This window comes from Psychroserpens sp. BH13MA-6, from assembly GCF_052983595.1.
This window is the reverse complement of the sequence record NZ_JBRJGE010000007.1, coordinates 171,646-192,765: the sequence shown is the minus strand read 5'-3', so window position 1 is coordinate 192,765 and position 21,120 is coordinate 171,646. Positions and strand designations below refer to the sequence as shown.

General features: G+C 35.0%; 16 protein-coding genes. 8 read left to right on the top strand and 8 right to left on the bottom strand.

The features are described from left to right. Window positions 1-109: 109 nt before the first annotated feature. The 5 genes from ACU8DI_RS14010 to ACU8DI_RS13990 all read right to left on the bottom strand — a co-directional run bounded on the left by ACU8DI_RS14010 (window position 110) and on the right by ACU8DI_RS13990 (window position 8,431). Window positions 110-2,080, bottom strand: a complete 1,971-nt coding sequence (locus tag ACU8DI_RS14010; RefSeq protein WP_447113413.1) for a putative porin — start codon at window positions 2,078-2,080, stop codon at window positions 110-112. 148 nt (window positions 2,081-2,228) lie between these two features. Beyond that, window positions 2,229-3,107, bottom strand: a complete 879-nt coding sequence (locus ACU8DI_RS14005) for a hypothetical protein (RefSeq protein WP_447113412.1) — start codon at window positions 3,105-3,107, stop codon at window positions 2,229-2,231. A 22-nt stretch (window positions 3,108-3,129) separates the two neighbouring features. Next, window positions 3,130-3,903, bottom strand: a complete 774-nt coding sequence (locus ACU8DI_RS14000) for a hypothetical protein (protein ID WP_447113411.1) — start codon at window positions 3,901-3,903, stop codon at window positions 3,130-3,132. Window positions 3,904-3,922: 19 nt separating this feature from the next. After that, window positions 3,923-5,344 carry a RagB/SusD family nutrient uptake outer membrane protein gene (locus ACU8DI_RS13995; protein ID WP_447113410.1) on the bottom strand — a complete coding sequence of 474 codons (1,422 nt, stop codon included), beginning with the start codon at window positions 5,342-5,344 and terminating at the stop codon, window positions 3,923-3,925. 15 nt (window positions 5,345-5,359) lie between these two features. After that, window positions 5,360-8,431 (bottom strand): SusC/RagA family TonB-linked outer membrane protein, encoded by a 3,072-nt coding sequence (locus ACU8DI_RS13990; protein ID WP_447113409.1) that lies wholly within the window; start codon window positions 8,429-8,431, stop codon window positions 5,360-5,362. Window positions 8,432-8,634: 203 nt separating this feature from the next. Here ACU8DI_RS13990 and ACU8DI_RS13985 point away from each other — a divergent pair, with 203 nt between their 5' ends. The 3 genes from ACU8DI_RS13985 (at window position 8,635) to ACU8DI_RS13975 (ending at window position 13,069) form a co-directional block, all read left to right on the top strand. Continuing rightward, the gene (locus ACU8DI_RS13985; protein WP_447113408.1) at window positions 8,635-9,237 is read left to right on the top strand and encodes a ribonuclease HII; all 603 of its coding nucleotides are present in this window, start codon (window positions 8,635-8,637) and stop codon (window positions 9,235-9,237) included. A gap of 27 nt (window positions 9,238-9,264) precedes the next feature. Further along, window positions 9,265-11,691: a ribonuclease HII gene (locus ACU8DI_RS13980; RefSeq protein WP_447113407.1), complete on the top strand. Its 2,427-nt coding sequence runs from the start codon at window positions 9,265-9,267 to the stop codon at window positions 11,689-11,691. 328 nt (window positions 11,692-12,019) lie between these two features. Next, the gene (locus ACU8DI_RS13975; protein WP_447113406.1) at window positions 12,020-13,069 is read left to right on the top strand and encodes a nucleoid-associated protein; all 1,050 of its coding nucleotides are present in this window, start codon (window positions 12,020-12,022) and stop codon (window positions 13,067-13,069) included. Between the two features lie 137 nt (window positions 13,070-13,206). On the opposite strand, the gene lipB is transcribed toward ACU8DI_RS13975, so the two are convergent. The 3 genes from lipB to ACU8DI_RS13960 are packed head-to-tail and all read right to left on the bottom strand — an operon-like array spanning window position 13,207 to window position 14,880. Further along, on the bottom strand, window positions 13,207-13,929 hold the full coding sequence (gene lipB / locus ACU8DI_RS13970) for a lipoyl(octanoyl) transferase LipB (protein ID WP_447113405.1): 723 nt from the start codon (window positions 13,927-13,929) through the stop codon (window positions 13,207-13,209). Window positions 13,930-13,933: 4 nt separating this feature from the next. Continuing rightward, window positions 13,934-14,710, bottom strand: coding sequence for a hypothetical protein (locus tag ACU8DI_RS13965; protein ID WP_447113404.1), 777 nt, complete (start codon window positions 14,708-14,710; stop codon window positions 13,934-13,936). A 41-nt stretch (window positions 14,711-14,751) separates the two neighbouring features. After that, on the bottom strand, window positions 14,752-14,880 hold the full coding sequence (locus tag ACU8DI_RS13960; protein WP_447113416.1) for a YqaE/Pmp3 family membrane protein: 129 nt from the start codon (window positions 14,878-14,880) through the stop codon (window positions 14,752-14,754). Between the two features lie 147 nt (window positions 14,881-15,027). On the opposite strand from ACU8DI_RS13960, the gene ACU8DI_RS13955 reads away from it, so the two are divergent. The 5 genes from ACU8DI_RS13955 (at window position 15,028) to ACU8DI_RS13935 (ending at window position 21,098) form a co-directional block, all read left to right on the top strand. Then, a complete protein-coding gene (locus ACU8DI_RS13955; RefSeq protein ID WP_447113403.1) occupies window positions 15,028-16,086 on the top strand; it encodes a response regulator transcription factor in 1,059 nt (352 codons plus the stop codon). 107 nt (window positions 16,087-16,193) lie between these two features. After that, complete coding sequence (locus ACU8DI_RS13950) at window positions 16,194-16,640, top strand: DUF1573 domain-containing protein (RefSeq protein WP_447113402.1); 447 nt, start codon at window positions 16,194-16,196, stop codon at window positions 16,638-16,640. A gap of 8 nt (window positions 16,641-16,648) precedes the next feature. Further along, the gene (locus ACU8DI_RS13945) at window positions 16,649-17,539 is read left to right on the top strand and encodes a hypothetical protein (RefSeq protein ID WP_447113401.1); all 891 of its coding nucleotides are present in this window, start codon (window positions 16,649-16,651) and stop codon (window positions 17,537-17,539) included. A gap of 102 nt (window positions 17,540-17,641) precedes the next feature. Then, entirely contained in the window at window positions 17,642-19,333 is a 1,692-nt protein-coding gene (gene lysS / locus ACU8DI_RS13940; RefSeq protein WP_447113400.1) for a lysine--tRNA ligase, read from the top strand. Window positions 19,334-19,562: 229 nt separating this feature from the next. After that, complete coding sequence (locus ACU8DI_RS13935; protein WP_447113399.1) at window positions 19,563-21,098, top strand: fibronectin type III domain-containing protein; 1,536 nt, start codon at window positions 19,563-19,565, stop codon at window positions 21,096-21,098. Window positions 21,099-21,120 lie beyond the last annotated feature (22 nt).

Here is a 21,120-nt window from a genome sequence, read left to right as displayed (position 1 = left end):
AAATATACAACCCTTTTTTTCTTACAACCAAAACTTTTTTGCTCTTTTTTTTCCCCTTTTTAATATCACACAACTACAAACCCTTATTTACAGTACTTTACAACCTAAACTATAAAAAGAAATTCCATACCAAACCAAATCTTATTGTAAAATCTCTGTAAGGATTATTCGGCGCAGAAAAATAATTATAACCTGTGAACGAAGAATTAAAATGTTCTGCCTTCAAAAATATCCTAGTTTGTCTGATTTTTGCATTGACAAAAAAGTCTAATCTCGGAAAACCATCCATTTTGGTCGTATTTTGTGTGTAAAATTCAGCTAGTAATGGATCATAGGCATCCATGGAGTAATCTGTAAAATAATTTAAAGTGACTCCAGTTTGTAAGAAAAGCGCCTTATTCTTGAAAAAATGATTGGAATAATAGAAGGTATTTCTAATCACGAAATCAGGTACATTAATTGATTTTGTTTCATCATTCACATTTTGATATAACAAGGTGTTATTCAATGCAAATTTTCCAAGTTTCAACTCTTTCTTAATTTTTAATTTAATTAGACTTATCGTTTCATTCGTTTGTTTAGGTTGTACTAGTCCTGTGTCCTGATTTAATCCAAAAAAAGCATAATTCTCTATAGTGGAATAATCTAAGTGCACATCCAAATATCTCTTAGAAATCAACTCAAATTGAAAATTAGTTGTATTCTGATTTGAAAACCTTTCAACGTTATACCAATTATAGTTGATGTAAGCACTTTGATTTAGCAAAAGGTTATAATTGGGAGCTCGAGAAAACAATGACAAGCGCGATTGTAATTTTAATTCTTCATTAAGCGCATAATTTGCCATCGCTGAAAAGTGGCTACCGTTAAAATCTCCTATGAGGTTTGAACCAAATTCTGCATTTAATAAAATATTGTTGAATCTACGTGTATACTGTCCTTCTATACTAACGACTTGATCTTGTATTCTATTAGGTATGATTTCTTGATTTAAAATTGTTACCCTATCATAACCATAATTAATATCCGTATAACCAATTCCTAAACTCACATCTCCAATAACGGGTGAATCGTACTGAACAGCTATTTTCGTATTAAAATTTTCTAAAGTTACCTTGTCTCTTAAGTTATTATCGTAAAATGAATTACCAAAAAACGTCTCAACACTATTGGTCTGATCAAATTGAAAGTACTTGTCCTCAAACTCAATAATATGTTTAACCGATAACGATTTATTCAATGAGTCGTTAGATGTTAATACTTTATAATCATGATTTAAATAAAACCGTTTCCCTACTAATATATTTTCTGCATTTTCAAAATTAGGATCAAACACAGATCTATCCAAAAAATCCTCATCACCCGATAAAAAATTCGGAATATCTTCATCTTTTATCCCTCCGTTTTCCTCATTTAAAAGATCTTGAGTCGTGATATGAGCTTTAGCATGATATCTATCATTTTTTGTATGAAAGTTTGTTGTAAACCTTAAGTTACCTGTGCTGGTAATTTGATGTTGATAATTACCTAAAGATCTTAAACCCTTATAGGCGATAGATAAGTTTAATTGTTTTGATGTATTAACAGTAAAAAAAGCATCTAATAATTGACCTTGTTGAAAGGCTGTTTTAAAAAACAATTCAGTTAAAGGTGTAGGAACTTTATAGTAATTAATATCCTCTATCTCTAAATAATTAAAGTGCCTAGCTCTTGCCCCAAATTTGGGAAGCATTGAGCTATTTGTAAAGTCTTTAGATAACTCGTTATAGGTCTGCCCTAAATTTGCAAAAGGCAATAAACCAAAATTATCTTTTCTTAAATAATTAAATTTATAATCTTTAGAAATCGACAAAGTAGTATCGAGAAACCTTTCATTTCCATTAACATCACGAATTAAATATTGATCTATTTTAGCATCATTATTTTTGATGTTTTTATTGCTGGTACTTTTACTAGAAAGTTTAGTAGAGTCCCTTAATGATTGGTTATTTTTTTTAGTATTCTCAGGAATTTTCAACTGTTGAGAATAAAAACTAGCAGACACTAACAGTAATAAAAATACTAATATTCTTTTCTTCATTGCGCTTTAATAATGGGTAAAAGTAAATATTTAATCCGAGAATCAAATAGTAATGCCCCATTACAGATGGAATTTAACAACTAATTATAACAATAAAAAAAGCCCGTGATAAAATCACAGGCTTTCCTTAAAATTATATACGCAATGTTTACAGCTTTGTCAACGTAAACGATGCTTCATATGGTCCACCACATGATCCATTAGGATCTTCCATGTAAATGACAGTCATAAAGTCATCACTACAAATATCCCATGGTGTGTTTCCACTAGTTTCAGGTGTAAAGATATATGGTCCAGCTGCAGAACATGCTAAACTCGGATCAACATCTCCTCCTAACACCACTACGTTATCCGTAGTAAAGTTAATTGATACTGTTTCTAATTCACCATTAAAAGCAGGTAATACACCAACAGTGAATACTCTACTATTAGGATTGAATGGATCAACCGCTAAAGTTACTGTACCAGCTGCAAAGTTTTCAGTACCATTACCTGGTCCGATAGTAGCATCTAAGTCAGCAATTGCATAATCACCTACAAAATAGTCACCTGGTAAAACCTCTGGATTAGAGCAAGGAATCGTAATTCTATGACGAGTGATACCATCCTCTTCTAAACCTAATAGGATACCTGGCTGATCAACAGACTCAAGTACAATATCAAAAGATGTTACGAAATCTCTCGCAACTTCCATATTAGCCAGCGCTATGTCTACAGTTACATTTCGAGTCGCATCAGCTGGATCAGCATAAACTACTCCAGAAGAAGACGATACAAACTGTGTGAAATCTCCTTCAACGGCTTCAATTGAATAAGCAATGTTCAATCCGTTTTCGTAAATAGGAACACTTACATCCAATGGAATAGATACTGAAGGTGATGTTTGACCCGTAGTCGTACCAGCAGTGATAAACTCAATCCATCCAGTTGTTGGATCATCTCTAAACTTGTCGCTGTTATCTTTATCCTCACAGCTATATGTGAAGACCAGTACGGCTACAAATAATATTTTAAAAAAGTTCTTCATAATAAATTCAATTTTTTAGTTGTTAGTTTACACAAAAATCAGTTGTTTCAGAATCACCGAAGTTTCCACTTCCAGTTACATACTTAACCACAGATTGTGCCTCACAGTTTACTTCATAAGTACCTGTAGTGGTTCCATCAAATAAACCATCACCGTAAGCATCAAAAATTGTGAATGAATAACATCCTGTCGGTAAAGCTACAACAGAAGAAACAACTTGTTCAGCAGTTCCATCCGTGTAAGGACCTCCTGTTGCAATAACAGCTCCTGAATCATCTACAATTTCCCATGTAGTTTCAGAACCCCAGTTATCTAATAGTATTGAAACTTCGTAATCAGAAGCACAAACATATTCTGCAATATCAAATTCTCTTAAGAACGTAATTGTTACAGAAGAAGTTAAAGTTGCTACTTCTTCAGGGACATCCATATTAATAACTAACGTGTTTTGAACAAAATCTTCTAATCCATCATAATTAAGAGTCACGTCTAAAGTTCCTTCATATGAATTAGCAGGAATTGTAATAGTTCCTAACGAATAATCAGCAGGATCAAGTCCTTCACTAGAATTTTCCATATCAACTGCTACGTTAAACGTACGCGATTGATCAGAAATAGTAGTAGAAATAACCCCAACCGTTACTGTAACACCGTCAACTGGTACAGACAAATCTACGCCTGCATCTGCAAAACCAATAGCCGTTTGACCAGAAGTCGGATCGAAAATAACATCCTCGTGCTCACCACATGAAACCATGATGAACGCTAATGCTAATATGTATAATAAATTTTTCATATTTCTATAATTTTTAAAATTAATTCCCGTATCCAGGGTTTTGAGTTATACCAGGATTAGCATTAAGCTCAACCTGTGGTATCGGCAATGTAAATCTTTGATCACTGATTGGTAATACACAGTTTCCACCGTTTTGACAATCGATTTCTGCTCTTACAATTCCTTGACCAACAACATTTCTAAGTCTTTTGATATCTAAATATCTTTGACCTTCAAACGCCAACTCTTTTCTTCTTTCTAACAATACAGCAGAAGCAGCTTGTGCAACACCTGTGTAAACATCTAAATCAGTAGAAGTTCCTAAACGTGCATCTCTAATACCTTTAAGTGTAATAGCACAATCTTCAAAATCTCCAGACAATGCCTGAGCTTCAGCTTTGATTAAATGCATTTCAGCAACTCTCATATTTTTAATATCACTAATGAAACCAGATGGGTTACCAGGATACTTATTAATTAAATGAATGTTGTTTTCTGGTTCACTAGGTCCAGCATTGTTAGTACTAAAGTTAATACAAGTTTGTAATCTAATATCACTTGGATCAAATGAATCATACAAACTATTAGACGCTTCCATAAAAGGACCAGCAGAATTCGTAAAGTACCAGATTCCTGAAACCAAAGAAGAAGGTCTTGCTAACTTCATGATAACTTCCGTGTTATCTGTGTCAGCAAACATTCCGAAATATTGACTTTGGTTAGCTAACGGATATGCATCAATTAAATCTTGTGCATAAGACATTGCTAATCCATTCTGTCCTCTTAATAAACTCACTCTAGCTCTTAATCCCGTAACAAAGTCACGCGTAGCTCTAGTAATATCTGTTTGTGACGTAGCAATTAAAGAACTTGCTAATTCCAAATCAGACTCAATAAAATCAAATACTTCACCAGTTGTGTTTCTAGGAAAAACATCTGTTACGATTGGCACTTCGTCAGAAATGATGATTGACAATGCATTTTCATCCGAATAATCAGTCGTAAAATACGTAAGTAAATGATAATGAGCTGCTGCTCTTAAAGCGTATAACTGCCCTCTAATATTCGCTAACTGTGCTTGATCAGCTGGGTCAACGTCTATCAAGTCAGATGCTTCTAAGATTCTATTAGCACCGTTTATCATACTGTAGTAAGTTGTCCACAAAGTGGTACTTTGAGCAGTACCTGCAGTCATTACCCAGTTGTACAAGTTAATTAACTGACCACCGTTGTCATACCCTACTTTACAGTTATCTGCAAACACAGAGTTAAAGGTAATATCAGCTTCAAAACCGTACTGTCCGTAAACCCCATTTAAACCTTGTTGAAGGTCATCTACCGTTTCAAAGGTAATTTCAGGAGTTAATTGGTCGACAGGTTCAATGTCTATGGCATCATTACAAGATGTAAAGGACACCATTAGTAGCATAATTGCTACACTATTAATTATTATTTTTTTCATATCTATCTTTTTTTTTTAAAATTTAACATCTAGACCAAGTGTCACAATCTTAACTGTTGGATAGTCGAAGAAATCCGAAGCTCTATAGTTAGATTCTAGATCCCAACCTCTCCACTTGCTAAATGTAATTAAGTTTTCAGCTTGAACATAAAGTTTCAAACTTGAAATGAAAGATCCTTCTTTTAAGACATCATCAAAGCTATACCCCAAAGAGATATTTCTAAGTCTTAAGAAAGATGCATCTTCAATATATCTATCAGTCAATAAGTTTCTAGTAGATGGTGTATTCAACGATGGAATCGCAGTAACATCACCAGGCTGTTGCCAAGCATTTGCTAAAGTCACAGAAGAGTTAGCTAAGCCCGTAAGCGTAGGATCTTCAATAACCCCTAAACTACCATTATATCTATAGATATCTGCAACAAAAGAGAACTGAGTATCTAAACTGAATCCTTTGTAGCTTGAATTAAATCCAAAACCACCTTGGAATGTAGGATAAATTGCTTTATCAACAAATACTCTATTATCTTCTGTATAAGTTTCAGTAATATTTCCATCTATATCTAAATATAGAGGGTTACCATTTGCAGGATTCACACCAGCCCATCTTACAGCGAAGAAAGAACCAATAGGTTGTCCTTCAGACAATGATAATCTTACACCAGGTACATCTTCACCGTTAGGTAATTTAGTCACCTCATTCTTGTTATAAGATCCATTAGCGAAGAACGATAAGTTAAAGTCTTCATTAGAAATTGCTTTCCAATTTAATGACAACTCCACTCCTTTGTTATTCATCGATCCAATGTTTGCAGCTAATGTCGTAATTCCATTAAGTGCAGATACTGGTTGCGACTGGAATAAGTCATCTGTATCTTTACTATATACATCAATAGTACCAGATAATTTATAATCCCATAATGCGAAATCTAAACCAATGTTAGTTTGAGTTGTAGTTTCCCACTTCAAGGTTTCGTTAGCAATTTGACTAGCGAAATATGCTGGCGTGTTGTTATAACCAGTTCCTAATGCATACGTGTTGTATGTATTGAAACGCGCTCCATAATAACCTCCTGAAATACGATCATTACCAGAAGTACCGTAAGACACTCTTAACTTTAATGAGTTAAATACACTGTCTTCCATAAATGCTTCGTTATGAATATTCCAACGTCCAGAAACAGAATAGAAAGTTGCCCATCTGTTAGAACTTGAGAATCTAGAAGATGCATCACGTCTTACAGATGCCTGTAAACCATAACGTTCATCGTAATCATACTTAGCTACACCGAAGTAAGAGAATAATCCTACTACAGCTCTACCAACACTTACAGTTGGAATATATGGAAACTCATTAGCACCATCAATCTCACCGTTGTCATTCAAATCTTCAAACGTTGTACCACCAATAAAAGCCGTACCGAAACCATCTAATTTAGGATCTAAACCAAATGCATTCAAAGAATTTGAAAGTAAGTAAGACTTACTATACTCCGTAAATAAGGATAAATCAATAGTATGCTTATCAGCAAATATATTGTTATAATTTAAGCTAACAACATTGTTAAATCTTGCATCTCTCGATGTTGATTCAAAGTGCTGTCCTTGAAAATCTGCTGCATTAGGTCCTGCTGGTGTTACCGCAGTTGAACCGTAGATACTTTCTGGATCTTCAATAAATGTTCCATTCTGTTGCGTGTAATCCAAACCAAAACGAATTCCAGCAGTCACATTCTTTAATAATTCGTAACTACCGTTTACAGAAGCAATAATTTTAATCTCCTCTGTTTTATTGGTGTTAAGTTCCGTGTTATTTAAAGACGTGTAAGGCGTGTTATCAAAACTATCCTCGTTAAATCCGATGATGTTTATAGAACCATCTGGGTTGAAAGGAGAGAAATATGGTTTCGCAACGTAAGGTACGATGAACGGGTTTGATAAGTTACCAGTTGCTTCATTCTGAATGAAGTTACTTTCACTATAGTTCATAGTTACGTTAGATCCAAAATTGAATTTTTCATTTTCGCTTTTCGCTGTATAGTTATTTCTAAAAGAAAAACGCTTCAAGTTACTTCTTAAAGTTACACCGTTTTGCTCGAAATATCCTATAGAAGAGAACGTAGAAGAATTAGCAGCACCTGAAGAGATACTGATGTTATGGTTTACAGTAGTTCCTTGTCTGAAGAAAATATCACTCCAGTCAGTATCTACAGAATTAGCGATAACTGCAATAGCAGCATCAGACAATCCATTTCCTAAACCTTCACCTAGTTGTCTATCTAATAGTAATTTCTGACGCGTATTCATTACTTCGAAGTTCGCTTCAGGTAAGATAGAGTAACCAAACTGAGATCTGTAATTTACTTCAGTAGCAGTTCCAAACTTACCACGCTTTGTTGTCACAACAATCGCTCCGTTTGCACCACGGCTACCATAAAGAGATGACGCAGAAGCATCTTTCAATACAGAGATACTTGCAATGTCATTTTGGTTTATACTTCTAAAGTTATCTTCATCGACAGGCACACCATCTACAATAAATAATGGCTCAATGTTACCATTAATAGATCCTACCCCTCTTAAGATAATCGTACTGTTAGCTCCAGGTTGCCCAGAACCAGTACCAATGTTAAGACCAGAAACCTGACCTTGCAGAGCCGTTACAACAGATGCGTTCGGTCTTGATTCTACGGACTCAGCTGTTAAAGTTGTAATTGCAGAAGTCGATTTCTCTCTACTAATAGCATTATTAGAGTATGCTTCAATTACTACTTCTTCTAAAGCAGTTAAATCTTCAGCCAAAGAAACATCAATTTTCGATGCTGACCCAACTACCTTCTCAACAGTTTTAGTACCGACATATGAAAACACAAGTGTTTCACCGGTATTAGCCTTGATAGAATAAATACCATCAAAATCTGTTTGAACTCCGCGCGAAGTCCCTTTTACTATAACACTTACACCTGGCAAAGGTAATCCATCACCTGCAGATGTAACTGTTCCTGTGATTGTTTTCTCTTGCGCGAAAGAGAATTGCATCACAAACGCCATGAAAAGCGTCATTAACCATGTTAACTTTAATTTCATAAAACAATTATTTGAGTTAGTCTAGCGCAAACATCTTAATAATATATTAAATAAACAAGTATTTATACTAAAAAAATGTTAATACACTTGTATTGAGTAATAATCGTTTTTTTGCATGCAAAACCTTATAATTACTAGTTATTAGATACATAAACTGTAAATAGGTTGCGTTAAAATTTTAACTTTGTATAAACTTTAACATTTTGAGTTTAAAATCCCGTTTTTCGAAATTTAGTTTAGAATGTGGTACAGACGAAGCTGGACGCGGTTGTTTGGCTGGTCCTGTAACTGCCGCAGCCGTTATTTTACCACCCACATTTCAAAACGTCATACTAAATGATTCCAAGTTGCTTTCAAAAAACAAAAGAAACCAGCTCAGACCTATTATTGAAAAGGATGCCATTAGCTTCGCATATCAACACGTTTTCCCTGATGAGATCGACGCGATTAACATCTTGAACGCCTCTCTACTTGCCATGCACAAATCTATTGAGGGACTAAAATCAACCCCTGAGTTTATTATTGTTGATGGCAACCGATTTCATCCATATAAAGACATCCCTTTTGAAACCATCGTAAAAGGTGATAGTAAATACGTCTCAATCGCTGCGGCTTCCGTTTTAGCAAAAACGTATAGAGACGCATATATGGAAATTATTCATGAAGAATTCCCAATGTATAACTGGAAACAGAACAAAGGGTATCCAACCAAAGAGCATCGAGAAGCAATCAAGAAATTTGGCGTGACCAAATACCATAGAAAATCTTTCAGATTATTACCAGAACAATTACAATTAGAGCTGTAACTTTTTATATTTGCAAAAATGCTTCATATGAAAAAAATCTGGCTTATATTTTTTTGCTCATCTATTCTTTTTTGTTGCACCAATCCCTCAACACAGTCAGAAAATCCTTTTGCTCTTGTACCTGAGGATACCTCTGTTTTACTAAGAATTAATTCACTTGAAGGATTACAAAATGGCTTAAAAAATAATGTCTTGATCCATGAAGTTGACACTTATAAGCAAATCAAAACGCTAAAGGCTTTACTGCTACCTCTGGACGATGTCAATGACGATTACAGTTTATTAGCCTTATCTAAAAACGACAATGATAGTCTCAACATAAGCTATATCATTCCTCATTTTAAACGTCACAGTAGCATCGACTCTATTTCTGAGGTAAAAATAGACAGCAGCTACAACCAATTGAAAGATATCGGTAAATTAACGTACGGTAGTAATCATTTTTACTACACCTTTGTCGATAGTACGTTTTTCGTATCCAACAATGTACAAAACACAAAAAACGCCTTGCGCTCCATAAGCACTGATCCTACTGTCGAAAAAATGTTGTCGGCCTCCGACGACAGCAAAATGATGACCATTCTCATTAATCATAAAAACACGTCTATCCAACCCTTCATCTTTAGAGACTCTACTTTAAATAAACAGTCATTTTCACAATACACCTTACTTGATAGTGATGTATCCCAAAATGCCATTTACATGAATGGTATCACTAAGGCCAATGACACAACTCAAAGTTTGATTAATGTTTTTAAACATACTATTCCTCAAGAAAATTTAATAGCGCATATTCTACCGACTGATATTACCGGGTTTAAAAGTATGACCTTCGATAAATATCAAGTCCTGAGAGACAATCTGATCAAGCACGAATTCTTAGATTCTCTAACCGACAATAGAACGCTTTTTCAAAATATCGTTGAAGTTGGGCACGCATACAACAACAATCAAGAAGCCCTGATATTAAGATCTCTAGATCCTGGTACCTCATTTGATTTGAATCGTGTGGTGGTTGATAATTTTAGAGGTGTTGATTTATATGCCATTGAAAATACCATGAGTTTTTTAAATGATTTTGCGCCAATAATTAGCATCGATTCGGCTAACCATTTTATCAATTTGGATGATTTTTTCATTTTTTCCAATAGCACCTCATTTTTAGAATCTTTCATTGCGAATTATCAAAACAATACAACGCTTTCAGAAAGTGAAACATATGCTGGCATTCTCGAAAATTTGAGTGACGAGTCCTCCCTATTAACGTATGGTGATGCTTCGATACTAAATTCACAATTAAATTTGAATTTTAATGACGATATAAAATTAGATATTTCCGCTTACAAAGCTTCTGCTATACAATTTGTTTACGATACAGATTTCGCGCATGTGAATGCCCTATTTAAAACTCAAAAAAGTAAAGGAAAAGTGAACTCCGTAAACGAGGAACTCAATATTACTTTAGATGCCGAATTAGCAGGACCACCACAACTAGTAAACAACCATACAAACAATGAAATGGATATTGCGGTACAAGACATTCAGAATAATTTATATCTGATATCTAATCAAGGTAAGGTCTTTTGGAAAAGAGAACTAGACGGTCCTATTCTAGGACGAATAGCACAAATTGACACGTATAAGAATGGGCGACTTCAACTTGTGTTTAACACAAAAAAACAACTCTATGTGATTGATAGAAATGGTAAAGATGTGAATAAATTCCCTTTAAAATTTAATGACGAAATCACCCAACCCGTATCCGTTTTTGATTACGATAAGAAAAAGAATTACCGTCTCATGATTACGCAAGGAAAATCCGTGTTAATGTATGATAAACATGGAGACATCGTAAGTGGATTTACTTATAAATCTGCAAATAATACGATTAGCTCTCAACCTTCACATTTCAGAATTGGCAGCAAAGACCACATCGTATTTGCCCACGGCAACCAATTAGAAATTTTGGATCGTGTTGGAAAAACTAGAATTAAAGTGAAAGAAAACATCAGTTTTTCAGATAATGAAATCTATCTCTACAACAACAAATTTACTACTTCGAATACGAATGGTGAATTATTGGAAATTAATCAAAACGGTAATGTCAGTCATAAAAACCTCAATGCTAATAGTGATCATAAAATAGCAACTACTAGCAAAACATTAGTGGTTATGAATGATAATAAACTGACGATTAAATCTAAAACAATAGCTCTTGATTACGGTGTTTACACAGCGCCAAAGATATTCTACATCAATGACAAAATCTATGTAACAGTCACTGATCTTCAGGCCAAAAAAGGTTACCTCTTCGACAGTCAAGCGAAACCTATTGCCAATTTCCCAGTATACGCCAATGCTCAACTCGAATTGGACAACATAGATCGGGATAACGCTTTAGAAGTTATCACCAAAGGAGATAATGACGCCATCATTGTTTACGAAATACAATAGTTAGTAATCACAAAGACCAACCGCACAATAAAACCAACGATTAATACAGTTGTGTTTTGTGAACTCAATAATAATACATATATTTAAACAATCTAAAAATCAGACACTTAACACTGTATTTTTAAGAAAATTATATACTTTTAAATCTTAAATGTCATTGATGTTTTTGACCTTAAATCATGACATCAATCCAATATTACAAAAGAGATTGCTCTTTTTAAGGAAACCAAATCGATGCCTCAATCTCAATGAAGCGCCAAAGTTTTTCTTTGGCGTTTTCCTATTTATCACCCCATTTTTTCTTAGTATTGCGCTTTAAAATAATATCATGATTAAACGCACAAAAGCTTCCATTTCAAAATGCATTCTTCATAAAGTTGGTAATAAATTTAATAGTACAAAAAATGCGTTTTCGGAGCAGCCAATAGATTTTGAAGAAATGAGCTACGACTTAATTGTTCCCTATTTATTGCGTCCTTTTACCAGTGTTGCAGAGTCTTACAGATTTAATCATCATTCTAATGTTGAATTAAATGAAATTAATAGTTACGCCTCACAATTATTAAAAGACGACACAGACTTCGTAGAGATTTCCAAACATATCGTCATGCATCTTTTTGAGCAGTCCAATTCTTCACAAATTAAAACTGGAGACGTTATTATTTGTATGATTCATGACATCCAATATGAAGACTATCAAACAGATGCCGTTGGTATATTCAAAATTGAAAACAAATCCCATTTTTTTCAAACCTATCTGGAAAATGGCAGTTATGACATCATTACACAAAAAGGAATTGCCACCAAAAAAGTAGATAAAGGTGTTCTCATTCTAAATGCAGCAGATACCGAAGGTAAGATTGTATTAAGTGTAGATAATAATAATTACGATGCGCAATATTGGATCAAAAGCTTTTTAAACATCAAATATCCTGACGACTCAAATCAGCATACCAAGAACTATATCGAAATGTGCCGAGAGTTTTCAAAAGACATCATGCAACCGCAATTTGGTGGTCAGCAACAGAGTCATTTTCTCGCTAAGACTGTGGATTTTTTCAAAGAAAACGAGATTGTAAACATTGAAACCTTTAAAGAGGAGGTCTTTGAAGAAGAAGATACCATTCAGTTATTTGAAGATTATAAAAAAACTTACGAAAACGACCACAATATCCTCATTAGAAATCAGTTCGATGTCTCTGAATTAGTACTAAAAAAGCAAAAACAAAAAATAAAAACTGAAATCAAACTAGACACAAACATTCAGATTAAACTGGATGTTGATGCACCTGATGCCTCTGCAGAATATTTAGAACGTGGGTATGACGAGACTAAAAAAATGCATTATTACAAAGTCTTTTTTAATGAAGAAGGTTAGAATAAATTTCAAATGAATTCATAGTTATGTTAGATCAACGTCCTATGAAACCATTCCTTTCAATTATTCTAAATACTTTTTTGCTTCCGTTTTGGAATAGAATAAAATAACAATCAGGTAGTTGTTAGCACGAGCAACTAAGGCGTTTCAGTGTTGGCATGTGATACAAACGTAGATTCAAAAAGCACTTCAAAATGCTTTAATAGTTTTGCTTTAACCATTGCTTCATCAACATTTTCAACTCCCAACTCAACATGGAGCGATGTCACCGCTTTACCGCGAATACCACAAGGAATGATATGGTCAAAATACCCCAAATTCGCATTGACATTTAATGCAAAACCATGCATTGTCACCCATCGACTGGCACGCACACCCATAGCACAAATCTTACGTGCAAAAGGCGTACCTACATCTAACCACACTCCTGTTTCTCCCGGACTTCGCTCTGCTTTTAAACCATATTCCTCCAAGGTAAGAATAATGACTTCCTCTAGGAATCGCAAGTATTTGTGAATGTCTGTGAAAAAATTATCGAGATCTAATATGGGATATCCAACAATCTGACCTGGTCCATGATAAGTGATATCGCCTCCTCTATTGATTTTGTAAAATGTGGCGCCCTTTTCTTCTAACTGAGTTTCAGACAAAAGCAAATTAGAGATATCACCACTTTTTCCTAGGGTATACACATGTGGATGTTCTACGAACAAAAAGAAATTATTCGTTGCTAATTGTGCATTCTCACGCCTATTTTTGATTTTAGTATCTAGGATGCGTTTAAACAACAACTCTTGGTAATCCCAAGTAGCCTTGTAATCTTTTGTTCCTAAATCTTCTAAAATTATATGTTTATTCAAAATACTACTTATCTTCTAATACGACTTCAAAATCCAATAATTCTGGATCTTTTAGGACACTTAAAAATCCAACTTCTAAGGTGACTGTTTTTCTATCCTCACTAAACAATGCACCTTCTTTTGAAACCGATTTTACAGGTCTTGGAAAGTGGTAATTCACTTTATATTTTGACGAAGCGAATATCATTTCAGATTGTCCTAAACTATCCATAGCTATCTGGTGCCTTTCTTCATCAATGATTTTGGCTGAACGTTTAAAAACAGTTCCATCAAACGTATATTGTACATCAGTGGTACCATCCTCTCCCATGGATGAAAACGGACTTGAAGAAGCGCCTCCAGCTGGTGACCCACCTTTACCATTCATGTTGCTAAAGCTATTCATAGCTGAAAACATTTCTTGCAGTTCGGTGGCATTCTTAAATTCACTGTTAAGTTCAAATACCATTTTCTTTGTCTCAGGATCCATCACCATATGCATCTTGAACTTCTCCAAGGCTTTCAATTTTTGTTGTTCTTCTAAAGGTAGTTTTGAGATACTATCACGCTTTTCTGCAAACAATTCCTTAAATACAATCGTAGAGTCAATAGCCTTATCCATACCTGTAGGAGCTCCTTCGCCATCGCCCATATCACCTGCCATAGACATCAATTCAGAAGCGTCTACAGAAAATTCCATTTTTCCACTACCATCTTCATTGATGTATATATTTTCGGAAAACTCACAACTTGTAAATACAAGTGCAAATGCACATACCAACGCGATAAAAAATTTATTCATTTTAATAAAATTATAGATTTACAAATACAAAGATACGCTTTTTATCTCTCAGGATTATTAAGAATTATCAAGGCTGCAATTACCCCTGGAACCCAACCACAAATCCATAATAAAAACACTATAAAGATGGATCCACAACCCTTACCAATGACAGATAAAGGTGGAAAAATAATAGCGAGAACGACTCTCCAAAAACTCATAGATACACTGTTTGATGATTGATGCTTCTATAAGACGTTTTTTTTACAAAATTGTTACAGCTACGCTTTCTTCTCTATCCCATTTTTGATGTCGATAAAAAATACTAGTTTAGTAGCGTGAGACAACATTGGTACATCTTAATTACGCTGTTATTCGCAAATGTGGCTATAGCACAACATAATTTTAATGGTCATATTGATGTTGAGCGTTGGCATAATGACGTTTATTTATCAGTCATTGAAGATTACAGAACACTTGAAGGCATCAACGACGAACAAATCATTAATAAAGCTACTTCTAACAGCGATGGTTTTTTTCAGTTTACAGGCGATCAATTAGATACGGTGCAAAAAATCTATAAACTCCATGTCGACAACTGCTCAACATTTGAACAGGGAAGTAATCATTTTGAAGGGCATTGTAAAGACAGTCAAGATATCCTATTCATTGCAAAAAGTAATGATACCATCACATTTCCATTGTCATTTGATGCGCAAATGTTTTGTGATATTATTTCTACAAATCCGAAAACGGCAGCATTTATAAAAATTGATTCGCTCAAGGAAGAAATGAAGTTCGCCTATTCAGAATTCAGAAGTAAGGCTAATCGTGATCTCAATAACAAAAAATGGTTCAAGACCCTTCAGGATTATGGCCAATCTCTGAATGAACCGCTCGCCGAATTATACATTTATGCATACCTTTCCGATAGAGGCAACGCATTTCACAGTTATTACCTTGAAGACTTAAAGTCTAATCCCTATTACAATGGTCTCTTAGAACGGTTGAAAACATCCTATCCAAACACATCCTATACCAAACAATATGAAGCAGAATTAACTTCCGATGAATATATCATTTCAACTGCAAAAGATACGCAAGGTTTTGATTGGACTTACATATTAGTTGGATTGTTAGTTTTATCTTTTAGCTTAAATATTTGGTTGCTCCTATCTTCAAAAAACAAAAAGCAAAAGCAGTTACTTGAAGTTAAGGAACAATTAACTAATCAAGAGCAAAAGGTATTAGATCTGTTACTTCAAAACAACAGTAATAAAGCTATTGCTGAAACACTTTTTGTAAGTGTGAGCACCGTTAAAACCCACGTTAATAGTGTTTATAAAAAAATGAACGTTAATTCTAGAGAAGAATTAAAGTCGTTGTTTAACAGGTAGTTACAAAATTCAACCCTAGTACTAGTCCTTATTTCAAACCCTATTTTTCGTTAGTTTTCAATTGTAATTTTGATGTTTGTGTTCTATTAATCACAAACCCATTTATAATGACAATTACAATGAAACCAATGAATCGTCCAACGACATTTTTAAAATTACCTGTATTTATCCTTTGCTTTTTAACCGCAGCGTTTAGTTTTTCACAAACTGATCAAAAAGAAATAGCTGGCACGCTCACATTTGAAACGGATATCATCGACTACGGAAAAATACCTCATAAAGCAGATGGCGTTCGCGTTTTTTCCTTTAAGAATACAGGGAATGCTCCTGTTGTTATTTCCAATGTAAAAACCTCTTGTGGTTGCACAGTGCCAACCTATCCTAAAACGGCTATTATGCCAGGAGATACGGGAGAAATAAGTGTGAAATATGCCACCAATAGAGTTGGTGTGTTTTCAAAAACAATCACAGTTATGTCTAATGCCTCTGAGGCCAAAAAACTCTTACGAATCAAAGGAGAGGTCTTAAAAAATACTGATGAACAACAACAATAGTAATGATTATGAAAAAACGTAGCATTTCTATTATTTTCGTCTTTTTTGTCCTGAATTTAGCCTACTGTCAAACACTTAACCTTGAAATGGATTCTGAAACATCAGAGCCATTTCTCTTAGGGAAAATTGATAAATCTGGCTTAACGGCACCCAATTATAACCTTTGGTTTTCGACAGCGTATGACGCATACGAGCCAAATAATACAATTATAGCCAAATTGAGGCCTTTGTTAAAAGACTATCAAATTACAGTCTTTATGGGTACATGGTGCGGCGACAGCAAACAAGAAGTTCCTAGGTTTTATAAAATTCTAGAGGCCTGCGATTTTCCAGAAACCCAATTAACAACTGTGGCTGTTAGCAGAAAACCCTATATGTATAAACAAAGTCCGAATCATGAAGAAGCTGGATTAAATATTCATCGTGTTCCTACCTTTATTTTTTACAAAAACAGAAAAGAAGTGAATCGTATCGTGGAACATCCCGTGGAAGATCTAGAAAGTGATATGTTACAAATTGTGAGTAACAATGCATATCAATCTAATTACATGATTGTGAATGAAATTCATAGTATACTGAAGCTCGACGGAATCAATGGATTAAAAGCTTCCGCTGAAAAACTTACAAAATCTTACGCAGAAAAAGTGACGAGTATGTATGAATTAAACACGTATGGACGCGTTCTGTATCACAACAATCACATCGATGAAGCGATAGAAGTGTTCCGATTAAATACACGTCTATTTCCTGAAATTCCGAATACTTACATGAGTTTAGCTAATACCCTTGGAATTTCTGGACGTCAAAGTGAAAGTATTGAGGTCCTGGAAAATGCCTTACATCGTTTTCCAAAAAATGAAGACCTCATAGAGAATCTTGACGTCATTAAATCAAATTAGAATGACCACAACATTAAAAACCATTGGCACGACAAATGCTAATGGTTTTTTTACGTTAATTCTTGTAAAAAATGTAATTTTGCACCTCAAAATACATTTAGCATGCAGCTTTCAGAACAAGAACTAGTGAGACGCGACAAACTCGCAAAATTAAGAGCCTTAGGCATCAATCCTTATCCTGCAGATTTATATCCTGTAAATCACACATCGAGACAGGTGAAAGACATGTATGAAGAAGGCAAGAAGGTTATTATAGCTGGAAGACTTATGTCTCGTAGAATTCAAGGAAGTGCTAGCTTCGCTGAACTTCAAGATAGTGCAGGAAAAATTCAAGTGTATTTTAATAGAGATGAAATTTGTCCTGGTGAGGATAAAAGCAAATACAACGATGTCTACAAAAAGCTTCTTGACATTGGCGACTTTATAGGAATAGAAGGCGAATTATTCACAACAAAAGTAGGTGAAAAAACAGTGATGGTTAAAGACTTTACGTTGTTAAGTAAAGCTTTAAAACCGCTACCACAGCCACGTGTTGATAGTGAAGGTAAAGTGCACGACGCTTTTACAGATGCCGAACAACGCTACCGACAACGTTATGCCGATTTGGTGGTGAATCCACATGTGAAAGACGTCTTTGTAAAGCGTACCAAACTTTTTAATGCCATGCGCGAGTTTTTCAATAACTCAGGCTATTTTGAGGTTGAAACACCTATACTACAACCTATTCCAGGTGGTGCAGCTGCCAGACCATTTGTGACACATCACAATAGTTTAGACATTCCTTTGTATATGCGTATCGCGAATGAATTATATCTTAAACGATTAATTGTTGGTGGATTTGAAGGTGTCTATGAGTTTTCAAAGAACTTTAGAAATGAAGGCATGGACAGAACGCATAACCCAGAATTTACAGCGATGGAAATCTATGTTTCTTACAAAGATTACAACTGGATGATGGATTTCTGCGAGCGGTTACTAGAGCATTGTGCCATAGCTGTTAATGGCACAACTGAAGCGACCTATGGCGAGCACAAAATAGATTTTAAAGCGCCTTATGCGCGTGTAACCATGGCTGATTCTATTAAACATTTTACCGGATTTGATATTTCAGGTAAAACGGAATCTGAAATTCGTCAAGCAGCAAAAGACATGGGCGTAGAAGTAGATGACACGATGGGTAAAGGAAAACTCATAGATGAAATTTTTGGTGAAAAATGTGAGGGCAATTACATCCAACCAACATTTATCACAGATTACCCAAAGGAAATGAGTCCATTGTGCAAGGAACATCGTGATAACCCTGAATTAACAGAACGTTTCGAATTGATGGTCTGCGGAAAAGAAATTGCCAATGCGTATTCGGAACTCAATGACCCTATCGATCAACGTGAGCGCTTTGAACACCAATTAAAATTAGCTGCTAAAGGCGATGATGAAGCTACGGAGTTTATCGATTACGATTTCCTTCGAGCACTGGAATATGGCATGCCTCCAACTTCTGGAATGGGAATTGGCATGGACCGACTTATCATGTTTTTGACAAACAACCAATCTATCCAAGAAGTCTTGTTCTTCCCTCAAATGCGACCTGAAAAGAAGCAAGTTGAAATGAGTGAAGACGAAAAGGCAGTGTTCCAAACCTTAAAATCGAAGTCTCCAATAGACTTAAATGAATTGAAGTCGCAGTCTGGACTAAGTAACAAGAAATGGGACAAAGCGATAAAAGGTTTAACCGCCAAAAAAGTAGCGAAAGTCACTAAGAACGATGATGGACTTTTTGTCGAGGTAATATAGAAAGGCATACGAGCTTACTAAACTTTAAGTGAGATCAGAGCAACATCCCTCGAATATCGAGCTACAAATAGCTTACGAAAAAAGGACTGAAGTGTAATCACTTATTTTGAGTGGCTCTAAAATATGGGGATTTCAAAGGGTAAAATAAACTTCATATCGAAATATTGTTTTGCTAAAAAAGATTTTTATTACATTCGCTATCAGCTATTAATCAGAAAAATAAACCCAAATGCTTAAAAAAGCCTATATTTTAATTTTAATTGCTAGCGTTTTTATAGCCTGTAAAAATGATGATGATATGGTCGAAGCTTGTGAAAGCGTGACCAATGTGTCTTCAAGCGCAATAACGAATTCTTCGGCAACCATCACTTGGAACGATGCCGATAATTCTGGATCCTATATTGTAGAATATGGTGTTTCTGGTTTCGCGCTCGGATCTGGAACACAAACGACTGCAACAACTGCTACAACAACACTTACAGCGCTACAATCCAACACGGGTTACGATGTATATATTATTTCGGTTTGTTCTGAAAATAATGAGAGCATGTATTCTGAGATACACAGTTTCACAACCTCTGTAACGCCATGCGAAATAGTCACCAATGTGACTGTAAGTTTGATATCAGACACAACAGCAACCATAACCTGGGAAGACACCATAAACAACGTAGATTCTTATGAGGTTGAATATGGTCTTTCAGGTTTTACTGTGGGTTCCGGAACCATTATTAACACTGGAGAAACGACGCTTGAAATCACCGATTTAAATCCAACAACTCAGTACGATGTCTACGTAAGAGTGATTTGCTTTGAAGGCAACTTGAGTCTCAATACAGAAGTTCAAAGTTTTACAACCTTAGCGATTCCTGTCATTCCTGAGTTTAGACCAACACTTTCAGAATTGAATTTGTTCGTAGGAGATTTAGCTAACCTTGATCCTTCACCCTATGCTTTCAACTATGAACTGAGCACAAAGTTATTTACTGATTACGCAACAAAACAACGGTTAATTGTTTTACCTAACGGTGAAAAATTAACGTATAATGGTAATGGTTTCCCACTATTCCCAGACAATACCTTAATTGCCAAAACATTTTTCTATAACAACGATGATACCGATTTGTCACAAGGGCAACACATTATAGAAACAAGAATTCTTATAAAAATAAATGGATCTTGGGAAACAGGTAATTATAAATGGAACGATGCTCAAACAGATGCCGTATTAGATACTGCAGGCGCTATTGTTCCTGTCACATGGATTAATGCTCAAGGTGAATCACAGAGTATCAATTACGAAATTCCATCGAGTACGGATTGTACTGTATGTCATATTTCGAATGGTGCAACTACACCTATAGGACCGAAATTAAGGTCACTTAATTTTGAAGTGAACGGATCAAATCAATTACAAGCGTTAATTGATTTGAATTTATTGGAAGGTTTAGCTGATCCTTCAACTGTAGATGCCCTACCAAATTGGGAAGATGACTCTGTCACTTTAGATAGACGTGCGAGAGCATATATGGATATGAATTGCGCACATTGCCATATTTCTGGAGGATTTTGTGAAGAACAATCTAACTTAAGATTATCCTATGAAACACCCTTCGGAGAGTCTAATATTATGGAAAGTAGTAATAGTATTTTAGCTAGAATTCAAAATACCATTCCAGAATATGGGATGCCTTACATTGGTACGACAATTTTGCATGACGAAGGTGTCGCTCTTATGATTGATTACATTAATTCCTTGGAATAAAAGACCATAAGATATCATTCAC